The sequence below is a fragment of the Ignavibacteriota bacterium genome, from assembly GCA_016218045.1.
Taxonomy (GTDB): Bacteria; Bacteroidota; Ignavibacteria; order SZUA-365; family SZUA-365; genus JACRFB01.
The window spans coordinates 20,454-37,194 of record JACRFB010000010.1; the positions used below are offsets into that span (position 1 = coordinate 20,454).

Genomic DNA, 16,741 nt, shown 5'->3' on the forward strand with positions numbered 1-16,741 from the left:
CGTTCATTCCATCCCCTCCTCGCCCAGGCCGCGCGAGGGCTCCGTGGCAATTTCACGGGGACGGATGCGCGTGTACATCGAGATGTTCAGTACGATGCCGAGACTGTAGGCGGTAAACAGAATGCTCGTGCCGCCGTAGCTGATGAGGGGCATCGGCAGGCCCGTGGTCGGAAGGAGGCCCGTCGTCACCATGGCGTTCAACAACGCTCCCACAATGATCACAGACGAGATGCCCACCGCGAGAAAGCGGCCAAGGTCGTCGGTTGCACGCTTTGCGATCTTGAGGCAGCGGAAGAGGATGAGTCCGAAAAGCAGCATGATCGCGACCGCTCCGATAAATCCGTACTCCTCGCCGATGATGGCGTAGATGAAATCGCTGTACGATTCGGGGAGGAACAACTCGCGCTGTTTGCTCGCGCCGATGCCGACACCGAGGAGGCCGCCGTTTCCGAGTCCGATCACGGCCTGCTCCACCTGCGATTTTGCCGCGTCGAGCTTGTCGCCCGGATCACCGGTTGAAGCCATATAGTCCATGATTCGTTTTAATCGGTACGCCTTCGAAACGGCATACACCAGCACGGCTGGAAGAGCGAGCACCACCGAGCCCACCAGATGTGTCAGACGCACGCGGCCGACGTACAGCAGCATCAGACTGATGAGCAGAATGACAACAACGGTGCTGAGATTGTTCTGGAAGGTGATGAGTCCGACCACCATTCCCACCCACACCAGCATGGGCAGATAGGCGTTCTTCAGACTCGTGATATACTTCTGCTTGTTCGCGAGCAGCACCGAGAGGTGAATCACCAGCGCGTATTTCGCAAACTCCGACGGCTGGAACTTGAACGGACCCCAACCCAGCCATCTCTTCGCGCCGAGCTGCGTGATGCCGAAGAACGGCGTCAGCACAAGAAACACGATCGCGAGAAGAAGGATGTATTTGCTCAGCTTTTTATACACATGGTAATCGGTGAACATGCCCAGAAGCAGCGCGCCGATGCCGAGGAACACACGCACCGCGTGATTCAGAAACAGCGCGTTCCAGTCGCCGTCGTTTTTCGCGCGCGAGATATCGACACTGGCGCTGTACACAACGCCGATGCTGAACAGCATCAGCACGAGCACCGAGAGGAACAGCGTGAGGTCGATATGTCCGGTGCGCTGCTTCACGCGCCGTTGCTCCTCGATGCGAGTCCGAGCACAAGATGTTTGAACACGAGACCACGCTGTTCGAAATTGTCGAACATGTCGAAACTCGCGCAGGCGGGCGACAGCAGTACCACGTCTCCGGGCGACGCGAGGTCGCGGGAAACGGTCACGGCTTCCTGCATCGATGCAGCCCGACGAATTTCGGCGTGCCCGTTGAAGGCATCTTCCATCCGGTCCGCCGCCTCCCCGATGAGGACCACGGCTTTCACGGTGGACTCGAGCAGCGGGAGCAGCGGATCGTAGGGTGCGTCCTTGTCGCGTCCGCCTGCAATCAGCACCACCGGCTGCGCGAAGCTCTGCAATGCGATCACGACGGAATCGACGTTGGTGGCTTTCGAATCGTTGATGTATGCCACACCATCGAGTCGTCGCACGAATTCGAGCCGGTGTTCGACACCTTCGAACTGCCGCACGGCTTCCGACACAACATCCATCTTGATGCCGAAGAGGCGCGCCGCGAGGGCTGCCTGCAGCGTGTTCATGTAATTATGTTTGCCGCGCAGGCGCATCTCGTCGATGGCCGTCAGCAGTTCCTTCCCCTCCCCGGTGTTCAGGAAAAGTTTGCGTCCTTCCATCCATCCGCCTGCTGTGAGCGGTCGTGTCACGCTGGTCGGGAACTTGCGCGCGGCGGCGGCTTGCGCCGCGTTGTCGGCGTCGGCATTGTCGGTGGAGTAGATGAGCGCGTCGTCGGTGTACTGATTGCGGTACACTCGCTGCTTCGATGCGATGTATTCCGTGTAGTCACCCTTGTACCGCGCGAGGTGATCCGGCGTAATGGTGGTTATCACCGCGATGCGCGGATGGAAACGCACCGTGAAGTCGAGCTGGAAGCTGCTCACCTCGAGCACGGCCGCGTCGAGTTTCGCACGCGATGCAAGCAGCGCGTCTGAAAATGCAAAGCCGATATTGCCTGCAACGATGGTACCGAGTCCCGCGGCGCGGAATATTTCGCCCGTAAGAGTCGTTGTGGTCGTCTTGCCGTTTGTGCCCGTGATCGCAACGATCGGTGCTTCGCAGAACATGGACGCGAGTTCCAGTTCGCTGACGATCGGAATGCCATGCTCCGACGCGGCAACAAGCACGGGCGCATCGGAGGGGACGCCCGGACTCACGACGATTGTACCGGCCTCGAATACGGCCGGACTGTGCCCGCCAAATTCCACCGCCGCGCCGATCGCCTCCATTTCCGCTCTTGCACCCTGGAAACGCGCTTCCTCCCCGAACTCGCTCAGGAGCACGTCTTTGCCGTGATATCGCAGCAAACGCGCGGCGGCGAGTCCGCTGCGCGCCGCACCAATCACACTGACGCGGGAGAGATTCATATCGGAAGGACCGGACGTCATCAGCGGACCTTGAAGGTGATAAGACTGAGAATTGCGAGAATCACGGCCACGATATAAAAACGCATCACGATCTTCGGTTCCGACCAACCGAGCAGTTCGAAGTGATGATGCATCGGCGCCATCCGGAATACTCTTCGACCTTGTCCGTACTTCCGTTTTGTGTATTTGAACCAGGCCTTCTGAACGAGCACCGACACGGTTTCCGCGAAAAAAATTCCGCCGAGTATCGGAAGCAGCAGTTCTTCCTTGATCATGACCATCACGGCACCCAGCGCTCCGCCCAGCGCAAGCGAGCCCGTGTCGCCCATAAACACCTGCGCGGGGTAGGTGTTGTACCACAGGAAGCCGAGTCCCGCACCAACCATCGCCGCGCTGAAAACGGTCAGTTCCCCGCTGCCCGGCAGATAGAAGATGTCGAGATACTGTGCGAGGCGCGCGTTGCCGCTGACGTAACAGATCACCGCGATGGCGAGGAAGGCGATGGAGATTGTCCCTATCGCGAGTCCGTCCAGCCCGTCGGTGAGATTCACCGCATTCGAGGTCGCGGTGATGATGAAGATAATCGCGGGCACGTAGAGCAGCCCGTATTCGATCGGGCCACCCTTCCAGAACGGCACCATCGTCGCAGTGCGGTGCGCTTCGAACTCGGGCATGAAATACAGCACGGCTCCCACAAGCACGCCTACGGCCACCTGGCCGACGATCTTGTATTCGCCGATTAAACCCTTGGGATATTTTTTCACGACCTTCAGATAGTCGTCGATAAATCCGACGACGCCGAGCAGCGTGGTCGCGGCGAGGATGAGCCAGATGTACGTGTTGTGGAGCTGGCCCCACAGGGCGACCGGGATGAGCGCCGATGCAAGCACAATGAGTCCGCCCATCGTCGGTGTTCCCGCCTTCACCAAATGTGTGGTGGGTGCTTCGACTTTTGCCGCCTCGCCGATCTGCCGCTTCTTGAGCACGGTGATGATGCGCGGTCCGACGAACCACGCGATGAGCAGCGACGTCAATGCCGCCGCGCCCGCGCGGAACGTGATGAACTGGAACACGTCGAATCCCGGCGGACTGTACGTCGCGTTGATCCACTCGAGCAGGTACGTCAGCATCCGATCAGCACTCCTTCTCCTGAGCCGTCCGCGCGGCGATGAATCCGTCGACCACTTCGTTCATGCGCATCCCGTGCGAGCCCTTCACGAGCACGACATCACCCTCGTCGGCAAGCGCCACAAGTGCGCGGAGCAGGGCGTCGCGATCTTGAAAATGCTCGGTAAAAGACGCGCCGCCTGACCGCACGGCATCGCGGATGGCGCGGGAGAGGCGTCCGCACGTCAGCACGAAGGGTATGTCGAGCGTTGCGAGCACGTCACCCACGGCCGCGTGTTCATGTCGCGCGGTCGGTCCGAGTTCCAGCATGTCGCCCAGGACGGCGATGCGGCGTCCTGAACTGCGCATCGCGGCAAGCGTGTGCAGACCGGCGATCACGGAATCGGGATTGGCATTGTACGCGTCGTCGAGCACGGTGACGCCCGCCGCGTCGCGTACCGCAAGCCGACCCGATCCGCCCTCATACTGCTCGAGGACGCGGACGATGGCCTTGATCCCGCAGCCGAACACCAGGCCTGCCGCAACAGCGGCGGCCGCGGCATAGGCGGCATGGCGGCCGCGGAGTTTCAGGCGCACGGTGACGGGCCTCGCAATCCACTCAGGCGCCGCGATGACAACGGTGGCGCGCGCCTGCTCATCGAGTTCCGCGCGGAGTACGCGGACCGCGGCGCGCGCGGAAAATCCATACCGGATGATCCGGCGCCCTTTCGGCACGTAGGGCCGGAGCAACGGCTCGTCGGCATTGACGAACGCAACACCCTCGCTGCCGAGCGCAGCAAAGACGGCGGCCTTTTCGGCCGCGATACCTTCGCGCGATAGCAGCCGCTCGATATGCGCACGGCCGATGTTTGTGATGAGTGCGTGTGTCGGTTCGGCAATGCTGCACAGGTACGGGATATCGCCCGGTTGATTCGTGCCCATTTCAACGATGGCCGCCCGATGCGCGGGCTCGAGTCGCAGCAACGTGTTGGGCAACCCGATCTGATTGTTGAAATTTCCGCTGTTCTGCAGTGTGTTGATTTTTGTACCAAGTACCGCCGCGATCAATTCCTTTGTACCGGTTTTACCGTTGCTGCCCGTCACCGCAAAAACAGGGATGCGGAAGCGGCGCCGGTACGTGCGCGCGATGTCGCCGTAGGTTTCGAGCGTGTCGCGCACAACAAGACAGGGCTCGAGCAACGATCTGTCGGCCACCCGGCGCAGTCCGCGCCGGTCTACAATGCAGAGCACGGCTCCCGCGGCCATCGCTGCAGCGGCAAAGTCATGCCCGTCGAAGGATGCCCCGCGCAGTGCGAGGAAGACATCGCCCGGCTGCAGATCTCTGGAGTCGGTGCAGATGCGCACGACGGGGCGGTCGAGAATGGAGTCGAGCCCGCGGGCGGCCTCGTGCGGCAATGCGCGAAGATCGGCGACACACATGCCCGTCATGCGGCCACCCCCCCGCGCCTGGCTTCGAAGTACCCACGCGCTACGGCGCGGTCGTCGAAGTCCAGCCGCTTCCTGCCAACAAGCTGATATGTCTCGTGCCCCTTTCCCGCGATCAGGACGATATCACCCGGGCGGGCGAGTCGCAGGGCACGCTCGATGGCAGCGCGGCGCCGCGGCCTGCGCTCGACGGCGGCGTCGGGTCTCACACCTTCGAGTATGTCGTTGATAATGGCTTCGGGATCTTCGCTTCGCGGATTGTCTGATGTCACAATGGTGAGGTCCGCCACACGCGAGGCCACTGCACCCATGAGCGGACGTTTGGCCTGGTCGCGATCTCCACCGCAGCCGAATACCACGATCAGTCGTCCATCCGGCCCGAGCAGCGCGCGCGCCGCGAGCGCCGCCTTTTCGAGGGCGTCCGGAGTATGCGAATAGTCCACCACCGCGGTGACGCCGTCGGCCGACACGATGCGCTCGAAGCGTCCGGGCACAGCGCTAACTGCGCGCAGGCCGCGCACAATGACACGATCCTCGATACCCAGAATCGAAGCAGCGGCATAGACTCCCGCGAGGTTCCACGCGTTGAATCCTCCCGCGAGCGCCGATGTGATGCGCGTCTCGCCGCCCTCATGCCGCAGGGTGAAGCGCGTCCCCGCGCTGCCGGCCTGCAAGTCCATGATACGATGTGTCGCGCGTGCGGCCTGGCCGAAACTTGCGCGGCGGCGGCGGAATCCGGAGGCCATGGCACGCCACGCGGGATCGTCGATGTTGAAGGCGGCGCCGAGCCGCGTATGACGGCGGAAGAGCAGCGCCTTCGCATCGCGATACGCTTCCATCGAGCCGTGAAAATCGAGATGATCCTGCGTGAAGTTCGTGAACAGCGTGGTGTCGAAGACCATGCCCTCGACGCGCCGCAGAGCGAGTGCGTGCGACGACACTTCCATCACCGCCGATGTGCAGCCGGCGGCAACCATGTGCGCAAGCAGTCGGTGTAATTCCTCGGCGGGCGGGGTCGTAAAGGACGCGGGCACGACATCCTTTCCGATCACAGAGGCGATCGTCCCGATCAGACCCGTCTTTTCCCCGCTCCGCTCGAGGACCGACTTCATGAGATAACTGCTCGTCGTTTTTCCATTCGTGCCCGTGATGCCGACAAGCCGGAGCTTTGCCGCGGGCGAGCCGTAATACCTGTCGGCGAGCAGGCCCACGGCCTCGCGCGTGTCACGTACCACGAGCACGGTCGTGGTATTGTGCTGCACATACGAGGCGCTGAGCAGTTCGTGCAGTCCGTCGCTGTACTGCTGTTCCTGCACGACGATGACACTCGCGCCCTGCTCGATCGCGCGCTGCACAAATTGATGTCCGTCGACGTGTTCACCCTCGGTCGCGACAAACATCCAGCGGTCCGACACGCGCCGCGAATCGGTGGTGATGCCCGCGACCTCGGCGTCGAACGGACCATACATCTGCGACACAGGCACCCCATGCAGCAGCGACGAAAGCCGCACCGCTGTTGCGCGGCGTGTGCGATCGATCGAGAGCTGGCTGAAGTTCATCGTGTCAGTACGGGTTGGCGGTGAGAAAATGACGGAGGCCGGCCGACAGGGTGACACGCAGCCCGCGCGGCACAACGGTGCCGGCCCGCGGGATCTGGTCCACTATCACACCGCTGCCCATGGGACTCGGCACAAGACCCGCAGCACGCGCGCGCGCGCTGGCCTGCCTGATGCTCAGACCGGTGAAATCCGGTATGGTCACCATGGCGTCGTTTGCGCCCCGCTCACCGAGCGTGACACGTACCACCGATCCGGGTACCACGGATGCACGAGCGGACGGGTTCTGCGACACGATGGTCGTTCCGCTGCCCGACGATTCCATCTTGAATCCGTGTGAACGGAGCAGTGCGCCGGCGACGGACGGATGCATGCCCGCGAGATCCGGCACGGGACGCGGTGCGCCCTCTTCGGCCAGCAGCAGCGGCTCGGGACGCTTCGCGAACTCGGGTGTGCTATTGATGATCCGGAGGGCTATCTCACGAAAAATTGGCGCGGCAACCAGGCCGCCGTAATACCCGTTCCGCGGTTCGTCCAGAATCACAAGAATCAGGATTTTCGGATCTTCTACTGGGAAAAATCCGACAAACGAAGCCACGTGTGAACTGCTCGAATAGGTGGATCCCACGATACGTTGTGAGGTGCCCGTCTTCCCGCCGATCGACATGCCTTCGATACGCGCGAGCCGCGCCGTGCCGCTGTCGACAACGCCCTGCATGAATCCGCGCATCGTTGCGGCTGTCTCGCTCGAAACCACCCGCCGTATCGCCATCGGCACGGTTTCGTCCACGATGTTCCGGTTTTCATCCAGCAACCAGCGCCGCAGGAACGGCCGCATCAGGACGCCGTCGTTCGCGATGGCGGCGTAAGCGCAGGCGATCTGCAGGGCCGTGACCGAGAGACCGTACCCGAAGGCGAGGTACTTCAGCGTGATGCCGTCCCATTCCGTCGGCTTGCGCAGTTCGCCGCGCACTTCACCCGGCGCCTCGATTCCGGTGCGGATACCGAAACCATAATTGCGCGCGTACTTGTAAAACCGTTCCGCACCGAGCTTCTCCGCGAGTTTGGCCGAAATGATGTTCGACGACTTGATGAAAGCGCTTCGCAGCGACAGGCGGTCGGCGGGATGATCGTCGCGGATCGGCTTCTGGCTGGCGCTGTAATGCCACTCCCCGTGTTCCGCGCCTAATACATCGTTGGGCGCGAAGATCCCCTCGTTCAACGCCGCGCTCATCGCGACAAGTTTGAACGTGGAACCGGGCTCGTACACATCGGTGATGATGCGATTCTTCGATGCCGCGATTTCCTCGGCCGAATACTCACCGAGCCGGTTGGGATTCACGCTCGGCCAGTTGGCGAGCGCGAGGATCTCGCCCGTGCGCGGCTGCAGAATGATGCAGCGACCGGAGCTGGCATCCGAGGTGTCGATACCGCGCTGAAGTTCCTCTTCCGCGATGGCCTGGTACGACTGGTCCAGCGTCAACACGACGCTGCGCCCATTCACCGGATCCTTGTGTGGATAGTCGACCTCGGGCCGACGGCGCCCGTTTGCATCGCGCTGATAGACGATGAATCCGGGCTTGCCCGCCAGCTCTTCGTTCATGCCCAACTCGATGCCGGACTGTCCGAGGTTCTCGCTGTTGGTGTGCCCGATCAGCGCCCCGGCAAGACCGTCGAAATTGTAATGCCTCCGCGGGGCCGGGCGCATGCGCACGCCGTAACACTTCCATGATCCGAAACGCGCGAACACCTCGGGACCGAGCCGCTTCTCGAGCACGACGTATCTGCGCGTCGTGTCGGACAGTTTCCGGAGATAGACCGACGCGCGCGCATCGGGCACTATCCGCGCGAGGAATGCCGCCACCGTGTCGGGCCTGTCGATCACGCTCGGATCGGCGGCGAGGGTGTATTCAATCAGGTTCGAGGCCAGTATCGACAGGTTCCTGTCGAGAATGAGTCCGCGTATCGGTGTGATGCTCTCGCGGCTCTGGTACTGTTCCAGTGCTATCTCGCGCAGTTTGTCGCTGTCGCGGATCTGAATCAGCGCAAGCTTCACCACAACCGCCGCGAAGCCCGCCATGAGGACGATAAACAGCCCGTACATCCTCCGAACGCTCTGCTGGCGCTGGAGCACGCGAACGACTTCGTTGCGTCCCGGACCGGTTTCGAACGACTCGACGGGCATGTGTTTACTTTTCCTCCTCCACCTTCGGAAGACCGAACACGATCAGCGAATACGGCTGCTGCTGCGAGTGTACGAGCTGCAATTCGTTGACGGCGATCTTCTGCACACGCGTGGAGCTGGACAGATAATTGATCTCGGCGCGGAGCGATTCGCGCTGCTGCAGGAGCAGTCCCATCTCACGATCGGCCGTTGTGATCGAGCGCATGAGGTTGTCGACCATCACCGTGTTTGCGATGTAGGCGGTGACCACGATCGCTGAAATGGCAAGGAGCAGCACGATGTTCAGCGTGGTCAGTTCACGGTGCCGCGCCGCCTGTCTCGGCGTGTGGACAAAGTCGTCCACCGGCCGCCCGGCGGTGAATGAGGCCGCGCTGCTACGCGTGGATTTTCTGTCCCGCTCGAAGACGGGCACTGCGCGATCTTGGATTTCTGCGTATCTCATCGTCGTCCGGTACTTTCGGTGAATGCGTGAGCACTTTCATGCGTGGAATGGTTCCGCACACGCAGATGGGAGTGCGCGGCGGACAGACGCAGTCGACGCTCTGCCTGCGGAGGAAGAGCTTGACCATGCGGTCTTCGAGGGAGTGATAGGAGATGACCACGAGGCGCCCGGCATCTCCCAGCGCGTTGAGCGACGCGTCGAGAATAGTTTCGAGCACGCGCAGCTCGTCGTTGACGGCGATGCGCAGCGCCTGGAAAATCCGCGCCAGCGTCTTGGATGTGTGCGGACCCGGGGCGGCCGCACGCACAACGGCCGCGAGATCGTTGGTCGTGAGTATCGGCGCCTTTGTGCGGGCACGTATGATGGCATCCGCGATCCTTCTGCTGCGGCGCTCTTCCCCGTAGGTGAAGAAGATGCGCTGCAGCTCGTCCTTGTCGGCATGTGCGAGAAGGTCGGCGGCGCCAGGGATGCCCTCGGAACGGTCCATCCGCATGTCGAGAGGCCCGTCATGCTGGAAACTGAAGCCGCGCTCCGGGGCGTCGATCTGCCGCGAGGACATGCCGAGGTCCAGAAGAATGCCATTCACTGCTGTGAGATTGAGGTTTTCGAGGACAGACTGGAGATGCACAGTGTTGCTGCGCACAAACAAAAAGCGTGAGTCGTGCGCAAGACGTCGCGAGGCGTGGACTATTGCGTCCGCATCCTGATCGAGGCCGACAAGCCGGCCCCCCGCATCGAGACGTTCAAGGATACGCTCGCTGTGCCCTCCACCGCCGAGCGTCCCGTCCACATACGTTCCTGCCGCATCGGTGACCAATAACTCCACCGCAGATTCGAGCAGGACCGGTATGTGATAGTCTGTCGGGTCATGTGTCAAAGCGTGGTGCCTCCGAGAATGGCCGCCGAGATGTCACCAAAACTCCGCGCGTTCTCCGGCTTCGACTTGTACTCCTCATACACCGCCGGATCCCAGATCTCGATCTTGTCGAAGGCACCCGAGACGCGTATCGTGCTTCGCAGCGACAACTGCGCGTACTCGATGTGTTTCGACGGAATCATGATCCGGTACTGGCTGTCGAGCGACACTTCCTCGAGCCCTTCCTGGAGAATGCGGATCAGCAAACGATGCTCGGCGTTGTGTTCGTTGAGCGCTTCGTATTCCTGTTCCTTCTTCTCCCAATTGTCGAGGGGATGGAGGTAGAGGCATTTCTCATGGCCCGGGATGATGATGAAGCGATCGGCGGTCGCGGCGAGGTTCTGCCGAAGTTTCTTCGGAAAAACGAAGCGCCCCTTCTCGTCGAGAGTGCTTTCATATGTGCCGCGAAATTTCACCATCTGGGAGATTGCTCTACTATTCTCCAAATCCAACCACTTTGCGCCACTATGGCCCACTTTCCTCCAAAAATATACATTCGGAGCACAGAGTCAAGCATCAAGTTTTTTTTTCGGAAATATTTTTCAGATGCCCCTTTTTATTGAAAAAAGGGCAGTATTCCGCCAACGGATCGGATCGGATCCGGGCCCGGAGTTATACTTTTGCCGCGATTGCGGGTGCAGTTATTCCGCGGCGCGGGATCGGGCTCCGAAAGCGCCATTCCCCCACTTTCACCCACGCGGCTTCAGGACGCGCTGAGGAAGCCGACGCGAAAATAAAACGATATGGTTATCCGCTATAGCGGATGGCTTCTCAGTACAGCCGGTCCCGGATTTCGCTCGCTGAATCGGGCAGGGCGATGCGTGTGTACTTCGAGAAATACTCAAGCACGGCGTCGACGAGAATGCCCGGAGTTTCCCGCAGCGGATCGGCCGACGGCAGACCTGTCTCGGCCTTGATGCGCTCGTTGACGAGGCGCAATTCCTCGCGGTGCAGATCGATGGAGTTGAGGCCGACGGCGGCCACACGCGCCGGCTTGAATACGCCGATGAGAGATTCGTGCAGGGAGATGGACGAGGAGAGGGATGGAAGCGGTAGTCCGTACCCGTCCACCTCGCGGGAGGGCTGATGGCAGAGGATCATGGCGTCGGGCATGACGCCGTGCAGCAGGCCCATGGCAATCGCCGAACTGCCGCAATTTGTGATGGCACTCTGTCCCTCGACGAGTATGTATTCGTACCCTTCGTCTATCGCGCGGTCCACTTCGAACTCGAGCGCGCCCTCGAGAAAATCGCTTGTTACTGCTTCAACCGCAATGCCGCGGCCGCTGATGAGGATGCCTGTCGGACCCGTGCCAATCAACGTGCTGTTGATCCCGCGCTTCTGCATCTCGCGGTGCATGAGCAGCGCAGTTGTCATCTTGCCCGTGTTGGAATCGGTGCCCACCGTGAGGATGGTTTTTGCCGTGCGCCTGCGCCAGCTCCCCTGCGCGCGGATCTGATGACTGTTGGATACCGACAGCATGTCGAACATCAACGCGTTGTTCATGCGTGCGATGCCGGCGAGTTCGGGATCCTGCGACAATGTCGCCTTCATGCCGCTGATGATGTGCAGTCCGGCCGCGGCGGCCTCGCGCGTGATGCGCCTCCATGATTCCGGGAGCTGACCGCCGAGCGGCGTGATGCCGATGAGAAGCGAATCGGGATTATAGGCGAGCGCTTCCTCGATGGAATGCACAATGGGCGTGTCACCTCCAAAACCCACGGCCTCGTTCGCCGTGCCGCGCTCCTTTGTGCTGTCGATCACGGCCACCACCCGTTCGGGGATATACAGCAGCGATGCGATCACCATACGCGCGCCGATCGAACTCAGACGGCCTTCCGCGAGAAGCACCATCCGTTCCGCGTGGTGTTGCAGCATGACCATGGGCGCTAGCCGAACAGCACGTTCTGTACGCGGTTCGGTCCCACCGACGCGCAGACGATCCGCGCACCGATGGCCGACTGCACCGCATTGATGTAATCGCGTGCATTCACAGGGAGTTCCGTCACATCCGTCGCCCCGGATATGTCCTCTTTCCAACCGGGGAAGGATTCGTACACAGGGGTCACCGCCTGCAGCGTGCGCACGTCTGTCGGGAAGGACTTGAGCTTTTTACCGCGGGCCTCGTACGACACGCACACGCGTATCTCGTCGAGTCCGCCCAGCACGTCGAGCTTGGTCATGTACACCGAGCTGATGCCGTTGAGCATGATGGAGTAGCGCATGGCGACCGCGTCGAACCATCCGCAGCGGCGAGGCCGCCCGGTCGTTGATCCGAACTCGTGTCCCCGCGTGCGCAACGCCTCGCCGATGGTGTCGTGCAGCTCGGTCGGGAAAGGACCGAGACCGACACGCGTCGTGTACGCCTTCATCACGCCCATCACTTCGGTGATCGCCGTCGGTGGAATGCCCAGGCCTGTCGTGGCGCCGCCGCTGATGGGACTGGACGATGTGACAAACGGATAGGTGCCGTGATCCACATCCAGCAAGGCGCCCTGTGCGCCTTCGCAGAGTATGGACTTGCCGTCCGCGATCGCCGTGTTCAGGTACAGAGCCGTGTCGGTCACGTACTCGTCGATCTGTGTGTCGAAGGCCTGGTACTGACGGATCATCTCGTCGACATCCATCTCTTCGCGCTCGTACACCTTGCGGATGATCTGATTCTTCGCCTCGAGATTGCGCCGTATCGATTCCTCAAGCTCGCGATGATCGAGCAGATCGACGATACGGATGCCGCTGCGCGCGGACTTGTCGATATACGCCGGACCAATCCCCCTGCCCGTGGTGCCGATCGGCTGTGCGCCCTGCTCCGAGAGTGAATCGAGCAGTTTGTGATACGGCATGATGAGATGCGCGTTGTGGCTGATCTTCAATCGCCCACCGAGCCGTATGCCGTGCGACTCGAGCAGATGAATCTCTTCCATCAATGCGACGGGATCGATCACGACGCCGTTGCCGATCACGCAGGTTACACCTTCGTGGAAAATGCCCGACGGGATGAGGTGCAACACGTATTTCTTATCGCCGATTTCCACAGTATGGCCGGCATTCGCGCCGCCCTGATACCGGGCCACGATATCGACCTTGTCGCTGAGCAGATCGACGATTTTGCCCTTTCCCTCATCGCCCCACTGGGCGCCCACAATCACTCGGACAGACATTCCGTGTGCCTCCTTCAGCACCTTCCCGCTCCCAGCATGGGAGCTGTTGCGACACTGCTGCCCGCGTCAGGCGAACGCGGCCAGCGCCTCGTCAACGCTCGGGAAAATGCGAAAAACGTTGTTCAATTTGGCGATGGTCAACAGCGAGCGGATGTTCTCGTTGGGTCCCGCGAGGCACAACTCACCGCCCGCGCTGCGCAGCGATGTGTAACTGCCGATCAGCAGGCCAAGACCCGAGCTGTTCATGAGCTTTACACGCGAGAGATCCACAACCGCCTTTTTTCCGCCGCCGTCGATAAGGCGCTGCAATTCGGCCTTGAGGGCTGTCGCTTCAGGGCCGCCGAGCACGGCGCCGTCGAGCGCAAACACAGCGACGCCCTGGTTCTGCGTCAATGCGAATTCCATGGCTCCCGTCCGGGATTAGAACGTGATTTTGGATTTCCTGTAAGTGACCCAGTCGAGCGTCATGGCGCTGGCGACAAACACGCTGGAATACGTGCCGGTGATGACGCCGATAGTCATGGCATAGGCAAAGCCACGCGTCGGCTCGCCGCCAAAAAGCAGCAACGCAATCATCGTCAGAATGGTCGTGCCGCCGGTCAAAATGGTGCGGCTCATGGTCTTGTTGACGCTCTTGTTCATCGTCTCTTCGAAGTCGGCCGTCTTGAAAAGCTTCATGTTCTCACGCACGCGGTCGAACACGATCACGGTATCGTTGATCGAATAGCCGATGAGTGTCAGGAACGCGGCGACCATGGCCTGATCGAACTCGAGGTTGAGTCCGGGAATCAGACCCGTGCTGAGCGACACAACGCCGAGAGTCAGAAGCACGTCGTGGAAGAGGGCGACAACCGCACCGATTCCAAACACGAACTTGAAGCGGAAGGCGATGTAGAGCAGGATGCCCACAAGAGCCGCAAAAATCGCGATGACCGCGTCCTGCCGCATCTCCGATCCGATCTTTGCCTCGACACGGTTCTCCTGCAGGAGCACCATCTTGTTGTCGAAGTTTTTGTTCATCAGATCCTTCACTTCGTTCGAAATCTTTCCGCCGACGCCGAGCTGCTGCGTGCGGATGATGTAATCCGTGTCCTTGCCGAACGATTTGATTTCGAAGGTGCCGACGTTGGCGCCCGCGAGCATGCTGCGCAATTCGCCGATTTCCACCGCGCGCGGGAAGCGGAAGACAAGTTCCGTTCCGCCCGTGAAATCAAGACCGAAGGCGAGACCGCGCACGAGAATCGAGATGAATCCCGCGAGAATAATGACGCCCGAAAGCATGTACATCAGCTTTCGTTTGCCCATGAAGTTGACGTTTAAATCATGCAGGATGCGCATTGGACCGTGTATCTCCTGAGGCGGTTGGTCTGTGGGTGCGGAAAGAAATCAACCGAAGGTGACAAGCTTCGGATTCGTGTCCATCGTGACTTCCATGAAGACGCGGGTCACAACGATGGCAGTGTACATCGAACAGAGGATACCGATCATCAGCGTCAGCGCAAAACCCTGAACGGGACCGCTGCCCAACTGGTACAGGATGATACACGTGATGAGCGTGGTTAGGTTCGAGTCGATGATGGCGGGCATGGCGCGTGAATATCCCGCGTCGAGAGCGGCGCGCAGCGTCTTGCCCGTGCCCGCTTCTTCGCGGATACGCTCGTTGATGAGCACGTTCGCGTCCACAGCCATACCGACAGTGAGCAGCATACCTGCAATGCCTGGAAGAGTCAGTGTCGCGTTGAATGCCGCAAGCACGCCGAGGATAAACACCATGTTGAAGAGCACCGCGACATCGGCGGTGAAACCGGCGTACTGGTAGTAGATGAGCATGAAGAACATGACCAAGCCGACGCCGATGAGGAAGGAGTTGATACCGGCGTTGATCGAGTCCTCGCCGAGCGACGGACCGACGGTGCGCTCTTCGATAATATCGACGGGGGCGGGAAGCGCACCGGCCTTGAGCACGATCTCGAGCAGGCGGGCTTCATCCATATTGTCCATACCCTCGATCATCGAATTGCCGCCGATGATTTTCTGGCGGACGTTCGGCGCCGAGAAAACGGCGTCGTCGAGCGCGATGGCAATTTGTTTGCCGACGTTTTCACCGGTGACACGCGCCCATTCGCGCGCGCCTTCCGTGTTCATTTCCATGGTCACGATCGCGCCGCCAAAACCTTCCTGGCTCATCTGCGCGCGCGCGTCGGTGATGACTTCACCGGTCAGTTCCGGCTCGGCCTTGAGGGCGTAAAACTCGTAGAAGTCGGTGGTGTTGCCGTCCTGTGTCTGCAGCTTCTGCGATTTGGCGCTCCAGGCGAACTGCAGATCCGACGGGATAAGACGACGCACATCCGGTCGCGAAAGGATGCGGTTGATACGGTCGCGGTTCTGCGCGGGGGCGAGTAGCTGCACGGCGCCGTTCTCGAATTGACGCGAGGAGAAGAGGATTGTGAACGGCATTTCCTTCTGCGCGCGTGCAAGCGCGGTGTCCTTCGGCGCGGCTGCGGAATCCTTGCGCTTGGCGCTGTCGGCGGCGGCAATCGTCTTTGTGGTGTCGCCCTTGACGCTGTCGGCCTTTGCGGTGCTGGCCGTGTCGAGCAATGTATTGATGTCCGAGCCGGAGAGAAGCTTGTTGATGTTGTCCATGGTGGACTGAATCAGCTTCGGCTCCGCAAGCAGCTTGAATTCGAGCTGGGCCGTCTCCTGAATGAGCTGACGCACTTCGCGTTCATTGCTCACGCCGGGAAGTTCGAGGATGATACGGCGGCTGCCCGAACGCGTGATCGACACTTCGGATACGCCGTACTTGTCGATTCGGTTCCGGATGATCTCCATGGCGCGGTCGACGGCCTTGTCGGACTCGTCCTGCAGCATGGCGATGATCTCGTCGTTCGAGCTTCGAAGTTCCCCGTAGTAGCGGCTCAGGCGCTGATTGCGCTCGGCAAACTTGCGTTTGAAGATGTCGAGTATCGATTCCTCGCTCTCGGCCGCTTCCTTCGTTGTCTCTTCCAGAATCTGGCGCAGGTTCTCGTCCTTGTTCCGCGCGATTTTGTCGAGCATCTGCGCGATGTTCACCTCGAGCGTCACGTACATGCCGCCCTGAAGATCGAGGCCGAGTTTAATGCGTTTCTCGCGCGCGTTGCGAATGCTCTCTTCGTTATCGTCGAGATACTTCGTGCTGTCCTCGCCACGCAGACCGAGCAAGGTGTCCTGATGTTGGGAGTCCGTCCAGGTGGGATACAGGAAATATCCCGTCAAGGCGAGAAACGCCACGATCAAAATGATGCGAAACCGGTTTTTCTTCACGGCCTGTCGGACCTCCGTCAACATGGAAAACACTAATTGCGCTGTAATTTCCGCGCAAATTCGTTCAGGACATCAAATATAGAAACGCGGCGAT

At 60.7% G+C, this 16,741-nt stretch carries 14 protein-coding genes; all 14 read right to left on the bottom strand.

Annotation, left to right across the window (positions count from 1 at the left end):
• Window positions 1-3: 3 nt before the first annotated feature.
• The gene (locus HY962_02480) at window positions 4-1,170 is read right to left on the bottom strand and encodes a cell division protein FtsW (GenBank protein MBI5645772.1); all 1,167 of its coding nucleotides are present in this window, start codon (window positions 1,168-1,170) and stop codon (window positions 4-6) included.
• On the bottom strand, window positions 1,167-2,531 hold the full coding sequence (gene murD, locus HY962_02485; protein MBI5645773.1) for a UDP-N-acetylmuramoyl-L-alanine--D-glutamate ligase: 1,365 nt from the start codon (window positions 2,529-2,531) through the stop codon (window positions 1,167-1,169). The genes HY962_02480 and murD overlap by 4 nt, the downstream gene beginning before the upstream one ends.
• 20 nt (window positions 2,532-2,551) lie before the next feature.
• The gene (locus HY962_02490; GenBank protein MBI5645774.1) at window positions 2,552-3,661 is read right to left on the bottom strand and encodes a phospho-N-acetylmuramoyl-pentapeptide-transferase; all 1,110 of its coding nucleotides are present in this window, start codon (window positions 3,659-3,661) and stop codon (window positions 2,552-2,554) included.
• Between the two features lie 4 nt (window positions 3,662-3,665).
• Window positions 3,666-5,087 carry a UDP-N-acetylmuramoyl-tripeptide--D-alanyl-D-alanine ligase gene (locus HY962_02495; protein ID MBI5645775.1) on the bottom strand — a complete coding sequence of 474 codons (1,422 nt, stop codon included), beginning with the start codon at window positions 5,085-5,087 and terminating at the stop codon, window positions 3,666-3,668.
• Window positions 5,084-6,643 (bottom strand): UDP-N-acetylmuramoyl-L-alanyl-D-glutamate--2,6-diaminopimelate ligase, encoded by a 1,560-nt coding sequence (locus HY962_02500; protein MBI5645776.1) that lies wholly within the window; start codon window positions 6,641-6,643, stop codon window positions 5,084-5,086. The genes HY962_02495 and HY962_02500 overlap by 4 nt, the downstream gene beginning before the upstream one ends.
• A gap of 4 nt (window positions 6,644-6,647) precedes the next feature.
• Complete coding sequence (locus HY962_02505) at window positions 6,648-8,825, bottom strand: PASTA domain-containing protein (protein ID MBI5645777.1); 2,178 nt, start codon at window positions 8,823-8,825, stop codon at window positions 6,648-6,650.
• A gap of 4 nt (window positions 8,826-8,829) precedes the next feature.
• Window positions 8,830-9,267, bottom strand: coding sequence for a hypothetical protein (locus HY962_02510; protein MBI5645778.1), 438 nt, complete (start codon window positions 9,265-9,267; stop codon window positions 8,830-8,832).
• On the bottom strand, window positions 9,200-10,144 hold the full coding sequence (rsmH, locus tag HY962_02515; protein ID MBI5645779.1) for a 16S rRNA (cytosine(1402)-N(4))-methyltransferase RsmH: 945 nt from the start codon (window positions 10,142-10,144) through the stop codon (window positions 9,200-9,202). The genes HY962_02510 and rsmH overlap by 68 nt, the downstream gene beginning before the upstream one ends.
• The gene (gene mraZ / locus HY962_02520) at window positions 10,141-10,602 is read right to left on the bottom strand and encodes a division/cell wall cluster transcriptional repressor MraZ (GenBank protein MBI5645780.1); all 462 of its coding nucleotides are present in this window, start codon (window positions 10,600-10,602) and stop codon (window positions 10,141-10,143) included. The genes rsmH and mraZ overlap by 4 nt, the downstream gene beginning before the upstream one ends.
• 352 nt (window positions 10,603-10,954) lie before the next feature.
• Window positions 10,955-12,061 carry a DUF1611 domain-containing protein gene (locus HY962_02525; GenBank protein MBI5645781.1) on the bottom strand — a complete coding sequence of 369 codons (1,107 nt, stop codon included), beginning with the start codon at window positions 12,059-12,061 and terminating at the stop codon, window positions 10,955-10,957.
• Between the two features lie 11 nt (window positions 12,062-12,072).
• A complete protein-coding gene (locus HY962_02530; GenBank protein ID MBI5645782.1) occupies window positions 12,073-13,344 on the bottom strand; it encodes an adenylosuccinate synthase in 1,272 nt (423 codons plus the stop codon).
• A 66-nt stretch (window positions 13,345-13,410) separates the two neighbouring features.
• Window positions 13,411-13,749, bottom strand: a complete 339-nt coding sequence (locus HY962_02535) for an STAS domain-containing protein (GenBank protein ID MBI5645783.1) — start codon at window positions 13,747-13,749, stop codon at window positions 13,411-13,413.
• 15 nt (window positions 13,750-13,764) lie between these two features.
• A complete protein-coding gene (secF, locus tag HY962_02540) occupies window positions 13,765-14,682 on the bottom strand; it encodes a protein translocase subunit SecF (protein MBI5645784.1) in 918 nt (305 codons plus the stop codon).
• A gap of 48 nt (window positions 14,683-14,730) precedes the next feature.
• The gene (secD, locus tag HY962_02545; protein ID MBI5645785.1) at window positions 14,731-16,647 is read right to left on the bottom strand and encodes a protein translocase subunit SecD; all 1,917 of its coding nucleotides are present in this window, start codon (window positions 16,645-16,647) and stop codon (window positions 14,731-14,733) included.
• Window positions 16,648-16,741: the final 94 nt, after the last annotated feature.

Bases quoted from the DNA above. Each gene is read 5' to 3' on its own strand.
- HY962_02495 (MBI5645775.1), bottom strand. From the start codon at position 5,087: ATGACGGGCATGTGTGTCGCCGATCTTCGCGCATTGCCGCACGAGGCC.
- HY962_02510 (MBI5645778.1), bottom strand. From the start codon at position 9,267: ATGAGATACGCAGAAATCCAAGATCGCGCAGTGCCCGTCTTCGAGCGG.
- murD (MBI5645773.1), bottom strand. From the start codon at position 2,531: ATGAATCTCTCCCGCGTCAGTGTGATTGGTGCGGCGCGCAGCGGACTC.
- mraZ (MBI5645780.1), bottom strand. From the start codon at position 10,602: ATGGTGAAATTTCGCGGCACATATGAAAGCACTCTCGACGAGAAGGGG.
- HY962_02490 (MBI5645774.1), bottom strand. From the start codon at position 3,661: ATGCTGACGTACCTGCTCGAGTGGATCAACGCGACGTACAGTCCGCCG.
- secF (MBI5645784.1), bottom strand. From the start codon at position 14,682: ATGCGCATCCTGCATGATTTAAACGTCAACTTCATGGGCAAACGAAAG.
- HY962_02530 (MBI5645782.1), bottom strand. From the start codon at position 13,344: ATGTCTGTCCGAGTGATTGTGGGCGCCCAGTGGGGCGATGAGGGAAAG.
- HY962_02500 (MBI5645776.1), bottom strand. From the start codon at position 6,643: ATGAACTTCAGCCAGCTCTCGATCGATCGCACACGCCGCGCAACAGCG.
- HY962_02505 (MBI5645777.1), bottom strand. From the start codon at position 8,825: ATGCCCGTCGAGTCGTTCGAAACCGGTCCGGGACGCAACGAAGTCGTT.
- HY962_02525 (MBI5645781.1), bottom strand. From the start codon at position 12,061: ATGCTGCAACACCACGCGGAACGGATGGTGCTTCTCGCGGAAGGCCGT.
- HY962_02535 (MBI5645783.1), bottom strand. From the start codon at position 13,749: ATGGAATTCGCATTGACGCAGAACCAGGGCGTCGCTGTGTTTGCGCTC.